At 48.3% G+C, this 22,271-nt stretch carries 11 protein-coding genes and 1 pseudogene; 10 read left to right on the forward strand and 2 right to left on the reverse strand.

All coding sequences use genetic code 11. The features are described from left to right. Positions 1 to 194: 194 nt before the first annotated feature. A complete protein-coding gene (locus tag H8S75_RS31575) occupies positions 195 to 1,190 on the forward strand; it encodes a tyrosine-type recombinase/integrase (RefSeq protein ID WP_156834586.1) in 996 nt (331 codons plus the stop codon). Between the two features lie 378 nt (positions 1,191 to 1,568). Here the strand turns inward: H8S75_RS31575 and H8S75_RS31580 are convergent, their stop codons facing one another. Beyond that, positions 1,569 to 2,039: a hypothetical protein gene (locus H8S75_RS31580; protein ID WP_187024860.1), complete on the reverse strand. Its 471-nt coding sequence runs from the start codon at positions 2,037 to 2,039 to the stop codon at positions 1,569 to 1,571. Positions 2,040 to 2,818: 779 nt separating this feature from the next. On the opposite strand from H8S75_RS31580, the gene H8S75_RS31585 reads away from it, so the two are divergent. The 5 genes from H8S75_RS31585 to H8S75_RS31605 all read left to right on the forward strand — a co-directional run bounded on the left by H8S75_RS31585 (position 2,819) and on the right by H8S75_RS31605 (position 5,428). Next, positions 2,819 to 3,559, forward strand: a complete 741-nt coding sequence (locus tag H8S75_RS31585; RefSeq protein WP_187024861.1) for a DUF4376 domain-containing protein — start codon at positions 2,819 to 2,821, stop codon at positions 3,557 to 3,559. After that, entirely contained in the window at positions 3,540 to 3,959 is a 420-nt protein-coding gene (locus tag H8S75_RS31590; protein ID WP_187024862.1) for a putative ABC transporter permease, read from the forward strand. The genes H8S75_RS31585 and H8S75_RS31590 overlap by 20 nt, the downstream gene beginning before the upstream one ends. A gap of 16 nt (positions 3,960 to 3,975) precedes the next feature. Further along, positions 3,976 to 4,293, forward strand: coding sequence for a hypothetical protein (locus H8S75_RS31595; protein ID WP_002603347.1), 318 nt, complete (start codon positions 3,976 to 3,978; stop codon positions 4,291 to 4,293). A gap of 1 nt (position 4,294) precedes the next feature. Next, entirely contained in the window at positions 4,295 to 4,501 is a 207-nt protein-coding gene (locus tag H8S75_RS31600; protein ID WP_156832959.1) for a holin, read from the forward strand. A 147-nt stretch (positions 4,502 to 4,648) separates the two neighbouring features. Then, positions 4,649 to 5,428 carry an NlpC/P60 family protein gene (locus H8S75_RS31605; protein WP_187024863.1) on the forward strand — a complete coding sequence of 260 codons (780 nt, stop codon included), beginning with the start codon at positions 4,649 to 4,651 and terminating at the stop codon, positions 5,426 to 5,428. A gap of 27 nt (positions 5,429 to 5,455) precedes the next feature. Here H8S75_RS31605 and H8S75_RS31610 read toward each other — a convergent pair whose 3' ends face one another. Next, positions 5,456 to 5,701, reverse strand: coding sequence for a helix-turn-helix domain-containing protein (locus H8S75_RS31610; RefSeq protein ID WP_187024864.1), 246 nt, complete (start codon positions 5,699 to 5,701; stop codon positions 5,456 to 5,458). Between the two features lie 122 nt (positions 5,702 to 5,823). Here H8S75_RS31610 and H8S75_RS31615 point away from each other — a divergent pair, with 122 nt between their 5' ends. The 4 genes and pseudogenes from H8S75_RS31615 to H8S75_RS31630 all read left to right on the forward strand — a co-directional run bounded on the left by H8S75_RS31615 (position 5,824) and on the right by H8S75_RS31630 (position 21,743). Then, entirely contained in the window at positions 5,824 to 5,970 is a 147-nt protein-coding gene (locus tag H8S75_RS31615) for a hypothetical protein (RefSeq protein WP_187024865.1), read from the forward strand. Between the two features lie 118 nt (positions 5,971 to 6,088). Continuing rightward, positions 6,089 to 6,982: pseudogene (locus H8S75_RS31620) on the forward strand (nucleoside recognition domain-containing protein); the annotation flags it as partial. Positions 6,983 to 7,486: 504 nt separating this feature from the next. Beyond that, positions 7,487 to 14,701: a bacterial Ig-like domain-containing protein gene (locus tag H8S75_RS31625; RefSeq protein ID WP_187024867.1), complete on the forward strand. Its 7,215-nt coding sequence runs from the start codon at positions 7,487 to 7,489 to the stop codon at positions 14,699 to 14,701. Between the two features lie 109 nt (positions 14,702 to 14,810). Next, complete coding sequence (locus H8S75_RS31630) at positions 14,811 to 21,743, forward strand: family 43 glycosylhydrolase (RefSeq protein WP_187024868.1); 6,933 nt, start codon at positions 14,811 to 14,813, stop codon at positions 21,741 to 21,743. The last annotated feature ends 528 nt before the right edge of the window (positions 21,744 to 22,271 follow it).

Consider the following 22,271-nt stretch of genomic DNA (forward strand, 5'->3'; position numbering starts at 1 on the left):
GGAAGTATATGTTTTGGTATATATAACATCGTATTCTGCGTACCCTTTTGCCGGTACGTCTTGAAATTGGTAATATCCTGTCTCAATGGTATGCATTGTGTTAGCTAAATTACTATTGAGCACACTACTGTGTTTGAAAAAAAATACCCTCTGCTTTATGATTGAAACATCAAATTAAAGAAGGGGGTATTATTTTGGATGAAGTTAGATTAAAGGATGAGTTAATGGCCAGACTTGCAAATGAGTTAGATCGGCCAGCTCTGCAGGTGATCGATGGTGCATTATCGGCGGTACTTCGTAATTATGAGGTGGAAAAAAGAGAGACAGGACTAAGCACAGATGTAATAAGTTTTCCGGAATTAGAAATATTTATAGGGAAAATGCGTTTTGATAATTATTCTTCGAGCACAATTAACCAATATCAACGGTTTCTAACGGACTTGTTGATTTATGTGGGAAAGCCGGTGCAGGATATTACAGGTGAAGACGTGGTGGAATGCTTAAACTATTATGAGCAGGTGCGACAGATAAGTGCATCAACTAAGGACCATAAGCGTCGGATTGCCAGTTCATTCTTTGCCTTCCTGCATGATCGAGGGTATATACGCAAAAACCCAATGGCTACAGTGGATCCGATTAAGTACGTGGCTGAAGTGCGAGAAGCATTATCACCGCGGGAAATGGAGAAGATGCGGATTGCCTGCGGTGAGAATATTAGAGATAATGCGGTACTGGAATTGTTCCTTGCCACGGGCTGCCGAGTCAGCGAGGTGGTTAATATGCGTCTGGAAAATTTGGATTTGCAGGCCGGCTATGTTAAGGTCATCGGTAAAGGCCAAAAGGAGAGGATCGTATTCTTTTCTGACCGGGCGCTGGAATATCTGGAGCAGTATCTGGGTGATCGTAGAGCAGGTGCTGTAATACTATCCAGCAGAGCTCCGCATCAGGGATTAAAGAAGAATGCGCTGGAGAACATTATAAGGCGGATCGCGATACGGGCAGGGATTAGTAAAAGAGTTTTTCCACATCTTCTTCGTCACACATTTGCGACACGGGCACTAAATAAAGGAATGCCGCTACCTACATTAAGTGATCTTATGGGGCATTCCAGCGTTGAGACAACACGTATATATGCTAAAAATGGCGCTGGCAAAATGAAATATGAGTACGATATGTATGCAGCTGGATAATTAGTAAAAAAGTAAAAGAGTATTTTAAGCCTGCTGAGAGGGAGGCTTATTTGGTTTATGCGTTTATTCTATATTGAGCACAATAAAAATTGAATTAAATAGTTATACATACCTCATTCTGAACAATCAATGCGTTATAGTAATTTAGCGCGTTTTAAAACTACTGATTTTGTCATATCTAAAGATGTCGCTATAATGGCTCTACAGGTTAATGGTGATACCTACACCAAAATAATGAAAAATGCGGTTAATGGGAAGGCCGATTATGGTACTTGCATTATTGACTATACTAATGGGTCAAAAACAGAAATCAAAATCCAAAATGGAAAGATGTGGATTGATGGTAAAGAAGTAGCCACAAAATGATCAGATGGCTGCTTAACTTATATCCCACATTTTTGTAAAAGTGTTCCCTTCAACTTTGTATAACGTTACCTTTGTAGTGGCATTTGCTTTTATAAAGATTCTTAGTTGGAAGGTTGCCCAGTTCACAATTTTAAATGATATGTATACGAACTCATATCCAGCTGTACTACCATCATATCCAAAACTTATATACTCAAGTGTCGGTGTAAACGCAATATTACGTACTTGCCATGCTTTCCAGGTACCGTCATTCTGGCCTCTTCTCGTCGCCCACACAGCCTTTTCAGCACTGATTAAGGTCTGACACACAGCTTCGCTGTTTGTACCGTCGTATGGACTTGATGTCAAGCATAATAACCACTGATTATGCAACTCTTTAGGAAGCGCCGACTGTATATTTGCATCCCAACCATTGATGGTTCGCATGTCACTGGTCTTAATCGTACCCGGATCGACGCTTTGTGACTGTTTTTTCTTTACCATATTACTATTGAACACAGTATGAAAAATGCATAAATGTAAATTTTGTCTGAATTTTTATACTGATGTGCGCAATAGTAATTTTTAGGAGTGTTTAAAAATACTTTCAATACGACTCTAGTGGATATCACTCCCTATAAAATATCAAGTATTGTGGGTACAACGTCAATTTGTTATCTGCAAAAATATGGGCGTCTGGGAATAATTACCGTAGGCAGTGCATTATTAAAATACCAAAAAGAGGGAAGCAATATAATTTTTACGATTCCTGGGTATGCTCCGCTATTAAAAACCGCGATAACAGTCCGGGGACACAATGGCAATATTTACAGCGGTTTTGTATTTGGGGATAGCGATATGACTATACAATTAGATAACCTGCCTACAGGCGATCTATATGTGTGCGGTCAATTTACTGTGTTGCTAAAGTGATCATTTACATAAATGTAATCCATCGTATATCGCCAGATACGGCCGCATCGGACGGATTATATACCTGTAATTTATGCCCTATTTGAGTACGCTTACCAGCGATGGCAATCAATCTGCAGCCGATAGAGCTATTAAATGCAATCACATAAGGCGTGGAAGTATATGTTTTGGTATATATAACATCGTATTCTGCGTACCCTTTTGCCGGTACGTCTTGAAATTGGTAATATCCTGTCTCAATGGTATGCATTGTGTTAGCTAAATTACTATTGAACACAAGAAAATGGAAAATTCAGGCCCACATTGGGCCTTTTATTATACATAAAAATTCAGAAAGGAAGTAAAAAGTCATGGAAAAAATTAAAATTGGAACTCAGGAGGCACTTTTTGAGATCGAGTCGATCCGCCCGGTATCGGAAAATGTCATGCAGCTTGTATTTCCAGATACCATGCCATCTGTATGGGGGGATATCACCATCTACACGGACGATGGCACGGAAGCAACTACTCTGACAGGTTATGAAACAGTGTATCGTGATGAGGGGCAGACTGTGTACTTGTCTAACGATGGAAGCGTCTACACAGCCCCGGAGACTCCAGAGGGACAGGGAGAACCGCCGGAGCCATATGTTCCGACACTGGAGGAGCTGCAGGCCGCAAAACGCCGGGAAATATCCGAAGCTTGTCAACAGATTATCTATCAGGGCGTTAATGTCCCGTTATCAGACGGCACAAGCGATCATTTCGCGTTGACGATCGAGGACCAGCTGAATCTCTTCGGCAAACAGATCCAGGTAACCTCTGGTGCTGCTCAAATTGAGTATCATGCAGACGGCCAGCCGTGCCGTTTTTACAGCGCGGAAGATATGCAGGCTATCATTACGGCAGCCATGTGGCACGTAAGCTACCACACGACCTACTGTAACGCGATTAATATGTGGATTGCAGGTTGCGAGACTGCAGAGGAGATACAGGTGATTTTTTACGGTGCAGATGTCCCGCCGGCATACCAGTCAGAGGTGCTGCAGTCATACTTGACGCAGATCGCTGCAATGGCGGGAGGTGCCGAAGATGGTAAGGATCATACGTAAGTATTTTGCATTAATGTGCACCGGCGGTCTGTTGTATGTAGTTCTGGAGATGGTCTGGCGCGGCCGGAGCCACTGGACCATGTTTTTACTGGGCGGGACTTGCTTTATCTGCCTGGGGCTGATCAATGAGATACTGCCGTGGCGCATGGCAGTGTGGAAGCAGATACTGATCGGCGCGGCCATCATAACCGTTCTGGAGTTCCTGACCGGCTGCATAGTCAACCTGTGGTTGGGCTGGAATATCTGGGATTACAGCGGGCTGCCTGGTAATATACTCGGCCAGATCTGCTCGCAGTATTGCCTTCTGTGGCTGCCGGTAAGCTTGGCTGGAATCGTCCTGGACGACTGGCTGCGGTACTGGTGGTGGGGTGAGGAGAGGCCGCGATATAGAATATTTTGAAAGGACGGTGCCATATGTGATTGAAACGGAGTTCATTGAGCGTTTGACAAAAGTCGAAGAGCGATCAAAGAGTAATACTCACCAGATAGATGATCTGAAGCCGGTTATCAATGAGATCCATACAATGTCTAAGACTATGGTGGAGTTGATTGGTGAAGTGAAATATACAAATGAGAATGTATCAGAGCTAAAGGACAAAGTAGAGATTTTGGAAAAAGAACCGGCAAAGCAATGGTCGAATACTAAAAAAACATTTTTTACATCAATTACCAGCTCCATCGGAACAGCGGTGGCGGCTGGTATTTTGTATTTATTAAGTAGAGGAGGATTTTGATATGAGTGAGAAAACAAAGAGATGGATTAAGGCCGCAGGGATAAGGGCAGTCAAGACCATGGCGCAGACTGCAGTCGCCACGATCGGCACAGCTGCCGTGCTGGGCGATGTCAACGGAACAATGGTAATTAGCGCATCGGTGCTGTCCGGAGTACTATCTATCCTTACCAGCGTGGCCGGGCTGCCGGAATTGGATAAGACTGCCTGAAAGGAGGTGGTCCGTATATCTCCCGGCCGGCGGGGTGAGTGCCGGAGCTGTTGCGAGATCGCAAAAAGTTGTAATATCACAACTTGTGACGTCACAAGATTTTGGGGCCTGGGTGATCCTGGGCCTCTTTTTGATTGGAGGTTATTTATGAGTAAGACAAGAAACGGATTAATTGAACACTGTAAAAGCAAGTTGGGAACCCCGTATGTCTTCGGGGCTAAGGGAGAAATCCTTACTCAGGCTATCCTGGACAGGCTGGCCCGGGAGAATCCGGGTACATATACTTTGGCCTACAAGGCTAAGGCTGCTAAATACATAGGCCAGCGCTGCACCGACTGCTCCGGCCTTATCAGCTGGTACGCGGGACGGATCCGTGGCAGCTACAACTACCACGACACGGCGGTGGAGCGGGTAAGCATCGACCATCTGAATGAGTCCATGGTTGGTTGGGCGCTGTGGAAGCCGGGGCACATCGGTGTGTATATCGGTGATGGGTGGTGTATCGAAGCGAAGGGGATTAACTACGGGACGATCAAGTCAAGAGTGGCAGCCACTGCCTGGCAGAAGGTGTTGAAACTCTGTGATATCGACTACACAGCAGATCAGGCGCCGGTGACGTACCGAGAAGGCTTTATGCCAGCGGCAGACGGCCAGAGATGGTGGTATCAGTATTCTGACGGTTCTTATGCCTGCAACGGCTGGTACTGGCTTAGAGAGGCCACAGACGGCACGTGTGGGTGGTACCTGTTTGACAGCGAAGGCTACATGCTCACCGGCTACCAGGTGGACCCGGTGGGGGAGGCGTTCCTGCTCTGTCCAGTCAGGGGATCCGACGAGGGCAAGTGTATGATCACTGACGCCAGGGGAGTGCTGCGGATCGCGGAGGAGTATGACTTTGATCGACGCAGATATAAGTTTGAGTGGTAATAAAGAGGGCGGTCCGCTATGGGCCGCCTAATTGTCTTTGAAAAAATCCGATATATCAATTTTTAAGTATTCCGCCATAGCCACCAGTTCCGAAGCGTAGACGTTTGCAAGATCATGCTCCAGCTTATAATACCTCTGCTTATTTATATTGAGACCTCGTAATTGCAGATGCCGAATAAGGTCAGAAGCCTGCACACCCTTTTCTTCTCGTATCCTTTTAAGGTTCGCACCTACATGGATATGATTGTCTGATCGTATCTTAATTTCTTCCATTTGCTAAAACTCCTTGCATTTTATAACGCCATCGTATACTATCATTTTATAAACGCGGTATCCGTATAGCTTACTATGCGCAAATTTTAGCAAGATTATGAAATTTAAAGGGGGATCAGATTATGAATGAGTTTAAGAAAATACTGGATAAGATGAGAGAACAGAGGATCACGCCTCGGATCCACTATGAGCTGATGGCGATCCGGGTGCTGAAGGTGGCGGCTGCGGTGCTGATCGGCGCGGGGATTGTGTGGTTGATGGCGAAATAATGGGGCAGAACCGTAGCTGGATCCGCCCTATTGCCATTGTTATATTTGTCTGCTATACTGTTTACAGATGGGGGAGCGGTGGCAAGCCCGCCCTCCCTTGTCTTTCGCTTAAGCCTGTTCGGGCAAAATCCCAAAAACAAAATTCAATTACCAATTTACACACCCCATGTGCATGGGATTTGGCTGCAATGCCGCCGGAATTATCGGATGCCGTATTATCGATTCTCCGAGGGAGCGGCTGATCGCCATGATCACCAATAACTTTGTGCCCTGTAACGGACGTTTTCCGACGATGATCGCCATTATTACCATGTTTTTCGTAGGAAGCGCTGCCGGGGCATTCTCCTCAGTCCTGTCTGCAGCAATTCTGGCGGGAGTCATCGTTCTGGGAGTGCTCATGACACTTCTGATCTCGAAGGTTCTGTCCGCCACGGTATTAAAAGGCGTTCCCTCTTCCTTCACGCTGGAGCTGCCGCCATACCGGAAGCCGCAGATCGGAAAAGTCATCGTACGCTCGATTTTTGACAGAACCCTGTTCGTCCTGGGCCGTGCCATCGTAGTCGCAGCACCGGCGGGACTCATCATCTGGCTGATGGCCAATATTTCCGTGGGCGATGCGACACTCCTTGCACACTGCTCCGGATTTCTGGATCCGTTCGCCCAGATCATCGGAATGGACGGCGTCATACTGCTGGCCTTTATCCTCGGATTCCCGGCAAATGAGATCGTAGTGCCGATCATCATCATGGCCTATATGGCAGAGGGAAGTCTGCTGGATATCAGCGATCTGTCAGTACTAAGAGATCTTCTGGTGAGCCACGGCTGGACCTGGATCAACGCTGTCAGCACCATGCTGTTCTCCCTGATGCACTGGCCCTGCTCCACCACCTGCCTTACAATAAAAAAAGAGACCCAGAGTGTGAAGTGGACGGTTGCTTCCTTCCTGGTTCCTACGGTCACGGGGATTGTCGTTTGCTTTTTATTTACGACGGTGGCGAGGGCGTTTTTATAGGATTTAATTTTATATTTTTGTTATTAGAAACCGGACTGCCGCAGATATAATATCTGATGGCAATCCGGTTTTTGAACGATGAAGGGTATAATTTCAGAAATCGTAAAATATTACAGGTTAAATCGTAATATTTTACATGTTTTTTTTGAATAAATGTAATTGATAATAAAAACATGTAATTTTTCACAATAAAAATAGAAATGGAATAATTAATTACATTCAAATGTCCTAATAAAGTTGTTAAAATAAGTTAATCTTTACGAAAAGGAGGGGGTATGTGAATAAAATTTACAGGAAAAGAGCTTATTGTCTCAGCACAATTAGCAAAAATCTGGTGGCACAGACACTTTCCTGTATGCAGAAGGCAATAAGCTTATTACATATTATATCAGATACCAACATGTTATAAAAGCATTTGTTGCTGAATGATGTGTTATATCAGTAAAAGCTATGTTTTAAGCTGAGCTTCGTAACCGAATGATGAAATTTAGGGAGGCAAGGAATATGAAGATGAAGCATTTGGCTAAACAATCGCTTTGTTTTCTGCTCAGCGCCGGTATGGTTCTGAACAATGGAATGGTGTTCAGTCCTCCGGTATATGCTGCAACAGAGACGAATGTTCAAGAGATCACTGTGGATGGGGATATGATTGATCCGGTCAATACCTTTAAAGGGTTTGGAGCAGTTACGTGCAATAATACATCCAGACTGCTTATGGATTATAAGGAAGAGCATCCGGACAAGTATTGGGAGATGATGGAACTTCTGTTTAATCCGGAAAAGGGAGCCGGACTAAACCACATTAAAGTAGAAATGGGAGGAGATATTAATTCTTCTTCTGGTACGGAACCGGCTACCATGCGTTCCCCCGGGGAGGAAGCAAATGTCCTGCGCGGGGCAGGATGGCATTTTGCAGCAGATGCAAAGACCATTAATTCGGATATAACAGTAGAGATTCTCCGCTGGGGTGAACCAAAATGGACCCAGGAGGGGATCGGGTATGAAGCTTTTGAAAACCCAAAGTATGAAGCGAGATATCAATGGTATAAAAAGACGATTGATGCGGTATACGATGAATACGGTTATGAGATTAACTACGTAAGTCCCGGACAGAACGAGCGGCGCAGGGACTACGCTGACAACACGGAGTGGATTAAGTACTGTGCAAACCGGTTGAAAGAAGATTCGGCGAAAGAGGACGCACGGTACGACTATGATCAGATTCAGATTGTGGCGGCAGATACTCACTCAAACAGCAATGATATAGCCGGTCGTATGTTAAATGACTCTGAACTGATGGATCTTGTCGATGTGGTCTCAGATCACTATACCTTATACGGCAACGCCAACTTAACAAAAGTAAATCAGGAATATGGGAAGGAAGTCTGGTATAGTGAAGCAATTGCTCCAATGATTAACGCAAAGTACCGAATTAATGTAGATCCTGAGCGCGGCGGAGTTGGCGGCAAGGTGGGAATGGCAGATCTGGCAACCCGCTTTATCAACAGCTACAGCTACGAGGACGCGGGGGAGAACCAGCCGCGCATGACCCGGTTTGAATTTCAGCCGGCAATCGGTGCCTTCTATGAGGGAAGCGCTTACAGCCCGAAGCAACTGATCGGTGCATTTGATCCATGGTCCGGTTATTACGATGCGGACGGTGGTCTTCAGATGGTGGGACATTTCATGGAATTTGCTGATCTGGGCTGGAATTACCTTCCGGATGCCTGCTACGGGGATGGTTCCTACAGCGACGGCGGTGTTCTGGCTGATACTGGAACCAGCAATTATCTAACCTTAAAGGATCCCGAGACAGATGATTATTCTATGGTTTTTGCGAACAATACGTCTCAGACCAGAAAGTATAAAGTAACGGTTAAAAATATGAAGAAGGCTTCCAGTCCGCTAAATGTCTGGGAAACGAGAGGACCCGACGGAGATGAGGAGTATGATGCCAATTGGATGCAGATGGTGGATTCTTTTACTCCTAATAAGGAAGGCTACGGTATCTACAGCTTTAACCTGACCGTTAAGCCATACTCCATTGCGACAGTCACCAGTTTACTGGACAGAGGCCGGGAATATGAGCCGGGGCAGAATGATTCCGAAGCTGAGCGGGAGGTGCTGGCTCTTCCGTATACAGATGATTTTGAGTATGCGCAGTATGAGGCCGATGAGAAAGGAAGAACGTATCTGGAACGCAGAGGCGGAACTCCGAGATATACCACGGATTTAAATGGTGCATTCGAGGTGCAGGAGGGAAGCTTCGGCAATCACGTTCTGACACAGGTGATCAATGATAATAACCGTCCGTATGACTGGAATGTATGGGGAAACGGAACGGATGAAAACAGCCAGACCAGCGGCAGGCCAAGAACCGTTTTGGGAGATCACCGGTGGACTAATTATGTTGCGGGCATCGATTTCAAACTGGATTTAACAAGCCCGGAATGCTTTGAAAATTACGCGGGTATCGGCGTCAGGGAAGTGGTTCATGAAGGAACGGGTGCCAACGATGTATCCACCTATACTTTTCAGGTATTTAAAGACGGCACCTATAAACTGAGTTGCCGTTCTGGACAGACCAGTAAGGGAACGCTGGAGAATTTCGACAGCGCAGTCTGGCACAATATGCAGCTGGCTGCAGATGAGAACGTCCTGACCGCTTATGTGGATGGTCAAAAGGTGGCGGTGCTGGTGGATGACAACCATACCTCAATGAGCGGCCGTGTGACGCTGACCAGCGGTTTTTACAATACTCAGTTTGATAACCTGGAAATCATGCCTGTCGAAGGAAAGGCAGCGGCAGCTGATCAGAAGCTCGATGATACCAGCGAACTGATTACATGGAATGGAAACTGGAATCACGTACTGAACGAGGGATATAGCCATTACAACCGTACAAGAACGTACGGCGGAGCTATCGAAAAGGGCGTTTATGCCCATAACAGCGGCCAGATCCGTTATTACAAAGGAGGCAACCCACTGGCATGGGGATCCAATGACAGCAATGCCTGGGGAAGCGCAGGCGATGAGGCCCATTACGAATTCGATTTCTATGGAACGGGAATTGAAATTTTCGGAGAGGCCAATGGCAGCAACGGCACCGGCAATGTTTACATTGATGGAGAACTGGTGGGAACAGTAAACTACAATTCCACAAACGGCGGAAACGGCAGCGATGTATTTGATCTCGATCTGGATCCGGCCCGGCTCCATACCTTAAAGGTGGTAGCTACCAGCTCCTTTATCAGCCTCAAAAAACTGAAGGTTATCGGAGAGCCGGATGACGGCGGTGAGTCGAGAGATAATTCCTTCAGCCTTACCTTTGACGGAACAGGAATCAATGTATTCGGAAATTCCGGCGCAGCAGTAATAAAGGCAGAGGTGGATGGAGAGGTCATGGAGACAGCCTATGAGACTCCTGAGGCCGGAAACCGACAGACTACATATTCCCTGCAGAATCTGCCGGAAGGAACGCATACAGTAAAGATTACTGTGGAAGGTGGTACTTATTACGTAGATGGTATTGATGTAATCGGTACGGCAGCTGAAGGCGTTACCGTGAGTACAGCCAAGCTCCAGGCTCTCATCGATGCAGCAAAGAAGCTGACCAATGAGGATGAGACTTATCTTAAAGAGGATTGGGAGGACTTCCAGAATGCTGTCATTTCCGCAGAAGCTGCGCTTGCAGACGGAAGTCAGGAAACTTTAAACCAGGCGTATTTAGCGCTTCGCAATGCCATGGAGAAGCTTGGTAAGACGGGAACGATTACAGAAGTCACAGGGCTCGATCAGATCTATGTGACCGTGAAAGGCGGTGTACCAAAGCTGCCTGAAAAGGTTTCCATAATCCGTCTCGACGGAAAAGCGGCCGAAGCGGAAGTTGTGTGGGAAGTATCTGAGGATCAGTTTGATATTGCCTATGAGACGGTGACGGTGACCGGCTCGGCGGGAGAAGACAAGTATCCGGTGGAAGCTAAGGTTATGGTGGTTCCTCAGGATCTGCAGTACTATATCGACTGTGCGGCCGATGTGCCGGTAAATCCAAACGGAGGCGGCACTTTATCAATTACTTCAGCGGTTTACAGGGCAGTCGCGAAATATTTCCAGACTAATAATAAGCCACTGCTTAATGAGACGGCGGACCAGAGGTACGGGGCGGCAGAGGATGAGTGGGGCTTTGAGATAACAGACTCCAAAAATCCGTTAAAGCCGAGTCCGGACGGCGCTGCCGGTGAGTACAATGACTCCTATACCGCAGGCTGGAGAACGAACGGCACAGAGATTGTATACCGTCTGACTCTGGAAGCGGGTACCTATAAAATTACCAACGGATTCCATGACTGGTACGGAACACGCTCGCGTGATATGAAGCCGGAGCTCACCTATCTGGATACGGACGGCAGGACACAGGTAATTGTCTTTGATACGATCCTGTCCCGCGGAAAGGATATGAAGGTAACCAACAAATTTACGATTCCGGTAAGCGGTGAGGTGACCTATAAGCTTGTGAATGCAGCCAATGAAAAGCCGATTATCAGCTGGCTGGCAGTGGAGAAATCCGCTAATTTAAAGAGCATTGAAGTCACTCAGATGCCGGACAAGATCATGTATTCCATCGGTGAAAAGCTGGATACTACGGGAATGACAGTAACAGGTCATTACGATAATGACAGCAGCAGAGTGCTGAAGGAAAACGAGTATACAGTAACAGGCTTTGATTCTTCCGTGCCGGGAGAGAAAACCGTGACGATCACTTCCAAAGAAGACAGTGCAGAGGCCTCGATTAGGGTTATGGTCGGTGGTGACTCGGTGGAAGAGATACCAGAGCTTCCAATCATCGCTGCCAAAGATAAGCTGCCGGAGACGCTCAGCTTAAAGGTAAATGGTGAGGTGAAGGACGTAGCGGTCACCTGGAAATTAAAAGAAGGAGACTGGAACTTACAGGGAAGCATGGTTAAGCTGGAAGGAGTCCTGGAAAATCTGGATGCAGGAACACTCAGCTGGTCGCCGGTTGTCTTCAGCAGTTCACAGGTATACTTTATCGACTGCGGTATCGGTGTAGGCAAGGACAATAAAGACAAGACTTCGGAAATTTACGAGGCGGTGAAGGCTGCATCGGAGAGTCTGAAGAATGAAACGGCAGATCAGGAAGGAAGGGATAACGCCTGGGGAATCGGTTCAGACTATGACGGAATGAAGGGATATGCAGAGGGTCATGGCCTGCATGCGACCGGCTATTACGGAAAGAATACGATCGGAGATTCCTTTACCTATAAGGTTACCCTGGATGCGGGAGAATACAACATCACCACAGGCCATACCGAGTGGTGGGCAGGGAACAGCCGGTCTACAAAAGTTACGGCTTCCTATGAAAAGGAAGACGGCACCGTTGTAAAGACCGAATTCGGCAATTCGGGATCTACCGGAGGAACCCAGTGGAAAGAACTGTACGTACAGGGCCATTTGTCCGTACCGGCAGATGGCACAGAGGTGACTCTGACATTTACGGCCACGGAGGCAAAGGGAGCGGCTGTTTCCTATATTGCCATTGCAAAAGGGGAGGCGCCTGTTACAGAGCTGGCGGTCAACAAAATCAAAGTGGACATGATGCCTAATAAGACCGTTTATGAACTGGGCGGAGAGTTTGAACCGACCGGCATGGTGGTGAATGGATACCATGGAAGTGAGCTTGTCCGGGAACTGACAGAGGACGAGTACACCATAGAAAGACCGAATATGGACGAAGCAGGAAGGTCCAAAGTGATTGTTTCTTACGAAAACGAGGATGGAAAAGTGTATTCTGCTTTCTTCCGAATCACGGTTTACGATCCGGAGGATATGAGGGCGGACAGCATTAAAGTAGTGAAGGAACCTGAAAAAACAATCTATCTGCCGGGTGAGAACTTTGATGCGGATGGTATGGAGGTACGTCTTCTGATGAAGGCAACGGCCAGCGATGCTATTCCGGCCAGGGCGGTTGAACTTGCAGATGGAGAGTATGACGTCATCAGTGACCTGTCTGAACCGGGAAGAGGTGAAGTAGAGATCTGCTACACCTACCTGACTGACAACGGGGAAGAAAAGGAATTGAAAGATACCATCAAGGTGACGGTATTAGATGAGAACGACGAGTTCTATCAGAAGGGCATTTATATCGCAAAACAGCCGAAGAGAACAGTATATGACGTGGATGAACCATTTGATCCGACAGGCATGGAGGTGGAGGCCGTAATGAAGGCCAGTACCAGCAACGCCTCCTATGCGGAACCGGCTGCAGATTACGAGATTGGCGAATACGACTTCTCAGAAGCAGGCAGTAAGAACGTTAAGATTTTACATACCGGCATTGGAAGAGATGGAGAAGAAAAGGTATTTACCGCGGAAGCGGCGGTAACAGTAACTGAAAACAAAGCGCAGGTAATGGAAGATAAGCTGGATACTGTTATCCGAGATGCGGCGGGGGTTCTGGATAATAATACGACGCCTTACCGCACTACAGAAGAGAAGCAGACAGCAGCACTGGATCTGCGAAAAGCGCTTGCCGCCAGCTTGGAAGGATATGAAGGCGAGCTGACGAATACCATGATCAAACAGATCGCGGAAATGGAAGCGTATTTCCGGATGGCATACCCGAATATAACGGTTAGAATCAAGGGTGACGCAGAACTGGCAGAAGGTGCAGCCGTTACCGGTGCGGTATTCAGCACAGATGTGGAGCAGGAGAATCAGGTAGTAACACTGATTATTGAAGATATGGATGTGCCGGAAGAACTGCCGGAAGTTAAGACGGCGAAGGCCATGAATATTCGTCTGACGGCAGCTGATGAAGAGGTTCAGCCGACAGTGCCGCTTTTCCTGACCATGCGCGTGCCGGAAGGCATCAGGGAAAGGAATCTGGTAATCTACTATATAACAGAAAACGGTGATATCAAGACGATCGTTCCGGAGACGGCGGATGGCTGGATGCGATTTGTAGTATCCGAACCCGGCGTGTTTGCAGCAGCTAACCCGGGAACTCTGGAGGTGACCGGTATCCGGATTACATCAAAGCCGTATAAGACAGTTTACGAGATCGGAGAGGACTTCGAAACCGATGGAATGGCAGTGACGGCAACCTATGAAAACGGAACAGAAGCGGTTATAAAGGATTATGAAATAACCGGCTTTGATTCTTCTGCCGCAGGTGTAAAGCATGTCACCGTCTCCTATGAAGGACATAAGGCGATTCTGGCCGTGACAGTAAAGGCAAAAGCAGTTGATCCGGATGATAATAATCATTCCGGCAGCGGAAGCAGCCAGCGAGGCCCGAAAGTCAATACGACCTCCACTGTAACAGGAACCTGGATGCAGGATGCCGCGGGCTGGTGGTTTGCAAAGACAAACGGCGGTTACGTAAAGGCCGAATGGGCGCAGATCAATGGCCGCTGGTATTATTTCGGTGAAGATGGCTATATGCAGACCGGATGGACCCTGTATCACAATCAGTGGTATTTCTTAAATCCTGATGGAGCCATGGTGGATAACAACTGGATCTGCTATAAAGACTGCTGGTACTTCCTCCAGCCAGGAGGAGCGATGGCTTTAAACGGCTGGATCACCTGGAACGGCCGCAGCTACTATCTGAATGGGGATGGAATCATGGCTGCAGGAGCAACCACGCCGGATGGCCATGTGGTGGGCGCCGACGGCGCGCGCATCGATAAGCAGGACTAAAAGCAGAAAAAATGACAACAGAGGAATGACAGAAGTGGGCATGGTATCTTATTTTCAGATGCTGTGCCCGCTTCAGTACAGGTTGAAAATTATTTGATGGGGGTAAATTATGAAGAAGAAACCATTTAAACGCCTAGCAGCCGTCGCGCTGTCCCTGGCCATGGTTTTACCGGGAGCCGCTCCGGCCTATGCAGCGCCCGAGAGAGAAAACAGAGGTTTCCGGTCCATGCCCGGATATGAGGAGCTGATAGCCGCTGACTATACCCTGTATCTGGTGAAATGCGGGGCTTCCAATCCTTTGGCGATACCAAACGGATATAAGATGGGAGTGCTTCAGTCCGGAACGGACCAGAAGGAGGCACCGGACAGTACCGGGTATACCTGGGGATACGTGGAGAACGGGTCGTCCATTATGTATGGAAAACGCGATACGTCAGAAAATTCTTTAGAATCAGGCCTGCGCTATCTGAGCGACGCCATTACATATGACAGTGATGTGAGCGGAATTACATACCGTTTCGAGATGCCGGAAGGCGAGCGGACGTACCAGGTGACCCTGGGGTGCAAAAATCCCTGGGATTCCAGACCGGTGGATGTCACGCTCGAGGGCGAGACTGTGAAAAGTGGATGGACCTTCGCCAAGGACAGTCTGGCGGAAGAGACTTTTTCCGTGACGGTGAGCGACGGCGTGCTGGACGTGTGGGTTCATAATCAGAGCCGGCAGTCTTCCAGCCAGGATGCCATGCTCAGCTACATCATCATCAAGGCACCCTATGACCAGGAATACTTACAGAAAGCGATGGAGCAGTATATTCTGGCTGATACGGACAGAGATTTGTATTCGAAACAATCACTCGCAAAGTATGACGAGGCCTACAAGTATGCAAAACTGGCAGCAGAATCGGAAAAACCGGTATCTGCTGAAAAGATATCCTCGAACTTAAAGAAACTGATCGCCAGGTATAACGGTCTTCAGCCGAGGCAGGATGCGATAAATTACACCAGCTTTTCCGGGACAGACGGCGATGTGTGGCTGGATACGGAAGGCACGCCAATCCAGGCACATGGCGGTCAGGTGCAGAAGTTTACATATCAGGGAGAGACGAAATGGTACTGGTACGGCGAAGACAAAACAGATGGCTACCGCACCGTGGACGGCGGTGTCCGCGTCTACTCTTCTGAAGACCTCTATAACTGGAAGGAGGAAGGCGTCGCTCTCCGCAACCTGACGGATGAGTACGATTTTGAAGAGGATTATTTTAAGGAACTGTACAAGGATTATACGGAGGAACAGAAGGCGAAGGTCCTGCTGGCCATCAATGATACCACCTCCGTTCTGGAACGACCAAAGGTAATCTACAACGAGAAGAATGATAACTACGTCATGTGGTTTCACGCAGACGGCCCGACGGAGACCAGCAATTCCAACTATGCGGCCGCCAGCGCAGGAGTTGCCGTGAGCGACAGTCCCACAGGCCCCTTCCGTTTTATCGACCGTTACCGCTTAAACTATGTGGATGGAAAGCACGATCAGAGCAAGGGCATGGCCCGTGACATGAATCTCTTTGTAGATGACGACAAGACAGCGTATATCATCTATTCCAGTGAGGAAAATGCAACCCTGTTCATTTCAAAGCTCAATGAAGATTACACCTATTTATCCGCCAGCCCGGAAGCTGCGGTCCCGGGGGAAGACTTTTTAAGAAGCGAGACGTTTGCTGGACAGAAGCGGGAAGCGCCGGCGATGTTTAAATACGATGGGAAATATTACCTCATGACCTCCGGCTGCACCGGCTGGGGGGCTAACCAGGCCAGCTTCGCGGTTTCGGAAAACGGTGTCATGGGTGATTGGAAGATCATCGGTGACCCATGTGTGACAGATACTTCCATCTGCCAATACACGAATGCGCTGACCTTTGGAACCCAGTCCACCAACATCATCCCCATTGATGCGGAAAATGGAAAGTTCATCTATATGGGAGACCGGTGGAATAATAAGAATCCGGGAGAAAATGAACTGACAGACCCTCAGTACGTATGGCTTCCTGTGGAATTTGACGGAGAGGGCAGCATGATTCTGCGCCCTTATGTTGACTGGAAACTGGATATGCTGGATTATATGGCGCCGATCATCGTGAATACAGAGCTTCCGAAGAGCATTAAGAAGGGAACGGCACTCAGCGATCTGCCGCAGAAGATCAATATCACCATTAACAATGAGACGAAAGATACTCCTGTCGAGTGGACTCTGGTTTCCGGAGATTTAAACAGCACGGGACCGGTGACACTCAACGGTACAATGACGGAAAACGGCGGACGCAAGGTGACGCTCAATGGATTTGTCTATTCGGATGGATTAAAATATCTGGTGGACTGCGGTGTGATGGATGCCAGCGGGAGCCCGAAGGTATCCGATATCTATGAAGATGTAAAAAAACATGGGAAGCTGGTGAACGAGGCGGCCGACCAGAAGGCGGCCGGTACAAACACCTGGGGATACGGCGGGGGCTGTTCCGCGCTTGCCTGGCGGGCCGGTTCCGGCCTTCACAGTACTGGCTGGTACGGCAGCGCTAATAAAGCCGGAAATGCTTTTTCCTATGAATTTGTTCTGGATAAAGGGACATATAAAATCACCACGGGCCATACGGAGTGGTGGAGCGCGGGACGCGCGACGAAGGTGACAGCCGCCTTTGAAGGCAGCAGTATGCCCGTGGAGCTGGGTACTGCCTCATGGTCCGGCGGAAACGGCGGAGTGATGCAGACTGTGTCGGGAAGCATTACCGTGCCGGAGGATCAGACAAAGGTGATACTCACCTTTACGGCCGATGTTGACCAGGCGCCGGTTGTATCGTATATTGCCATTGAAAAGAGCAGTATCACAAAGGTATTTGATGATAATCTGTCCCTGTCCGTAACCACCGGAGGGAAGCCGGATTTACCGGAAACCGTGGATGTGGAGACGGCAGACGGAGAGCGGACGGCCAAAAAAGTAACCTGGACTCTGCCTGCAGATGGCTTTAACGAAGCCTGGAAGACGGTGGAAGTGACAGGAATGCTGGAGGGTGCCGAAGTCGTAGTGAACGCAAGAGTGGAGGTGATTCCGGAGAACCTGGTATACTTCATAGACAGCGGTTTCACAGAAGAACGGGTATCGCCCGCTTGGCAGGGAGTAAACGGAATTATGAATCTCAGCAACGCGGTTTCAGACCAGAGGTTTGACGGAACCTGGGGCTACGTGGAAGACGGCGTTAAGCTGTACAACTCCGAATCGGATGACAAGTACGAAAACGGTCTTTATGCGGAAGCAGATCAGGAAATTGTATACAAACTGACCCTGGAGCAGGGAACCTACCGGTTTGCCAGCGGTTATCGGGAATGGTGGTCTAAATGGAACAGCGGCCGTTCGATAGCAGTAGATGTGGCCTGGCAGAATGCGGAAGGAGAACACCGGGTCGAGGAGTTGGGAACCCTGACATTAGGCAATGATACAGAAGGCCATGTTCTGGAGAGCGATAACGATTTTGAACTTCCGGCTGACGGCGTGGTAGAATTCCATGTGAAGAAAAACGCCAAGTTGGATGGAGTCTTAAGCTGGCTGGCAGTCCAAAAGGTGAAAAAGCTTTCGTCTTCTGAAGCGGTGGATCTCGACTATGAAGCATTGAACATTTCAAACATTGACGATGTGAAAGGTAATTTGACGCTTCCGGAGACAGGAGCCAACAAAACAACCATAACATGGGAGTCTTCAGACGAATCCATCATCGCCGTAACGGGACTAGATGAGAATACTCCGATTGGCGTGGTCACCAGACCGGATGCGAATACGGAGGTCACTCTGACCGCAACCATAACCTTCAGGGGGGTCAGCAGGAAAAAGGTATTTACCGCCCATGTGGCCGCGAAGCCGGAAGAAAAGACCATGGATTCCTATGTCTTTGCCTACTTCAAGGGCGAGGACTTAAGCAGCGGAGAACAGATTTACATGGCATCCAGCAGGGATGGCATGAACTGGGAAGATTTAAATGCATCAAAACCGGTGATAACTTCTGGTATGGGAGAAAAAGGACTGCGCGACCCATTTATCATGCGGTCGGCAGAAGGCGACAGGTTTTATTTAATTGCTACCGATTTAAAGATCAACGGCAACGGAAACTGGTCGGCGGCACAGACAAGCGGCAGCCAGTCCATTATGATCTGGGAGTCCGAAGACCTGGTGAACTGGTCTGACCAGCGGATGGTGAAAGTGGCTGCAGAGGGGGCCGGCTGTACGTGGGCTCCGGAGGCGTTTTACGATGAGACGACGGGAGAGTACGTCGTATTCTGGTCCTCTAAGATTCCGAAGGATCAGAATGTGACCAACAATGACTACACCCACCGCGTCTATTATGCGAAGACGAGAGACTTCTATCACTTTACCGAACCCGAGGTCTGGATAGAACTGCACAGTGAGAGCGGCGAGGTTCTAAGCGTGATCGACGCCACTGTAATTAAGGTGGATGATACGTACTACCGGTTTACCAAGAACGAGGCGACGAAGGCGCACCGGGAAGGCCTGCCGGAAGGCGGTAAATATACGATACTCGAGAAAAGCGATTCCCTGCTGGGTCAGTGGACCGAGATTGAATCCGTCATCAACTACATAAACGGAATGGAAGGCGCAACCGCATTTCAGTTGAACGGACAAGACAAGTGGTGCCTGCTTCTCGACAATTTTGGTGGCGGAGGATATTTCCCGCTGATTACGGAGGACATCGGTTCCGGTGAGTTTACGCGCCTCGACACCACGGAGTACTCCTTCCCGGGAACGATGCGTCACGGAAGCGTTCTGCCAGTGACGTCTAAGGAGTATGATGCAATCATGGAAGAGTATGGACCGGCATCCATAAACAGCCCGGACCTTAAAGGGACGGAACTGATGGAAAAGGTGATCGGAACGGCAGCCCCGGTTTACGAGGATACCTTTGATGACTATGATATTGAAGACAGCGCCGAAAAGGGAGAAACTCTCGAAAGCAGGGATGGAACAAAACAGTATTCCATGAATAACGATTCCTTCGTTGTAAAGGAAGATGTGAAGGGCAACCGGTATTTACAGGCAGTGGCTGTCACGAATGGACCGAAGCTGGGACAGGCCGATATTTCAGCGGAAGCGGTATCAGATCTAAAGGATGCCCTGATTATGATGGATGTTATGATACCAGGACCCGAAGAAAACACTGCCAGGTCTTATGGCCAGATTGGTGTGCAGGGAGACCGCTCCTATGTGAAATTTGATTTAAAGGAATCAGGCGTTAATATCCGTGAGAATTATAAGGACGATAAAGCAGCCTATCCCTTTGAAGCGGGTAAGACGTACAACGTGGCGGTATTGTATCAGAACGGCACAGCCAGTGTCTATGTGAACGGAAAGCTGATTCATAAGAAAGAGTCCAGCGCTTACGGTAATGCTGTAAAAATGGGCACAATTGCCGTAGCGACAGGCGGTAAGATTGATGATGTGCGCATTTACGACGCTTCGGCTGACCGCACGGAATACGAAGAAATTCTTGAAATTATGAAGAATGTGGATCAGGAAGAGTATGCAGAGGAAGGTTGGGAGGAATTCCAGGTGGCGCTTAGAAAGGCAGAAGCGCTGATGAAATCCCAGGTGGCTTCCGAACCGGATTTAGAAGAGACTTTCCTGAAACTGACGGAAGCGTATGATAAGCTGACCGCCGTTAAAGATTTCTATACGGATCATATCAGCATAACGGCAAAACCGTACCAGACGGAGTACGAGTTATACGATGACTTCAATCTGGAGGGCATGGAAGTAACGGAGTACCGGAAGGCCAGCGGAAGCAATGCAGAGAGGATAAAGGTTCTGGCAGAAGACGCCTATGAGCTGGAGTACGATTTCTCTGAAGTCGGCGAAACTGAGGTTACTGTATCATATTCGGCTGTGGGAGAGAGCGGCGGGGAAGAGATATTTACCGATTCCCTTACCGTAAAGGTACTGGAAGAGATTGAGGAGGCGGAATATTATACGTCCAGAATCTCCATTACGAGGAAACCAAACAAAACGGACTACGTGGTTGATGAGGAATTCGACCCGACTGGAATGGTAGTTACGGAATACTTAAAAGCCAGCGCCAGCAACGCTGCTCCGAGAAAACGAGTGCTTGGGGAAAATGAATTTGAGACGGTTTACGATTTCTCAGGCGAGGGCAGACGAAAGGTAACGGCTGTTTACTACGGCACGGATAAGGCTGGAGAAGAAAAGAAGTTCACAGACTATGTGGTGGTGAACGTAGCGGCAGATCCCGGCCGGAATACGGAATATACTTCAGGTATTAAAGTGACGGCAATGCCGTTTAAGACGGAGTACAAGACAGACGATGAGTTGGATACGAGTGGAATGATTATAAAGCGGATTGTCATGATGCCCAATGGGGAGAAGGCCGAAGAGATATTAAGTGAAGGAGAGTATCAGATATCCTATGATTTCTCGAAGCCGGGAACGAGAACTGTTGCCATCTCCTATGTGGCGGCAGGAAAAGATGGAACGGATGAAGTTTTTGAGACAGAGTTCAAGGTGACGGTGAAGAAGTCCGATTCCAGCGGCGGCTCCGGTTCAGGTTCGTCAGGTAGCAGCTTCGGTTCCGGCTCGTCAGGAAGCAGCAAGGCTTCACAGAAAAAAGAAGCGTACTATTCGGCAGGCAGCTGGAACGAAACGGCTTCAGGCTGGCAGTTTAAGAAGGCCGATGGGACCGTCCCGAAGAATGAATGGATTTATACCGGCTGGGGCCAGTCCGACGACTGGTATTTCTTCGATGCGGACGGCAATATGGTGACGGGCTGGTATCTGGCAGATGGAAAGTGGTTCTACTTAAATCCGGTTTCAGACGGAACGAGAGGACGCATGGTGACCGGCTGGCAGCTGATTGACAATGTCTGGTACTATTTCAATCCGGCATCTGACGGCAGTAAAGGCGTATTGGCGGTTAATGAAATAACACCGGATGGTTACAGGGTAGATGAAAATGGAGTCCGGCAGCAGTAAACGCAGATAAAGGGTGGAGCAGGATACCAGGAAGAGAGTAGCAAACACTTCCGGGTATCCGCTCCGCCCTGTTTGATTATGGCTGCCCCCTACGGATTGGTGAGGCGGTGGAGGCAGCTTTAATACGTTACAGTTCATTCCCCACCAGTGGCACCGCAGTCCGGTTCGGTCGGGCAGGCTTCCTCAGCTTTTCCTGTGACTTTGCAGGGTATTAGAAGTTCTTAACGCGCAAAATTTTTCGTTCAGGTGAAATTCCCACTTGTCTGAGCGCAGCGAGTTTGGGAATTTCACCTGGTTTTTAGAAAAATTCTGCACGTTTAGAACTTCTTATGCCCGAAACCGGAACTGGAAAGGCTGAGGAAGCCTGCCCGACCGAACCGGACTGCGGTGCCACTGGTGAGGAGTGAACCAATGTCATTTAGTTACCTATCCAGGTTGAATTCTAACATAGGGTCTAACTCAATTTTTTAATATATTTTCCCAAAAAAGGTTGACACAGCGGCAAAAATGTGCGGCCGCTCTCGCTGC

This window comes from Hungatella hominis (assembly GCF_014288005.1).
In the GTDB taxonomy this organism is placed as follows: domain Bacteria; phylum Bacillota; class Clostridia; order Lachnospirales; family Lachnospiraceae; genus Hungatella; species Hungatella effluvii.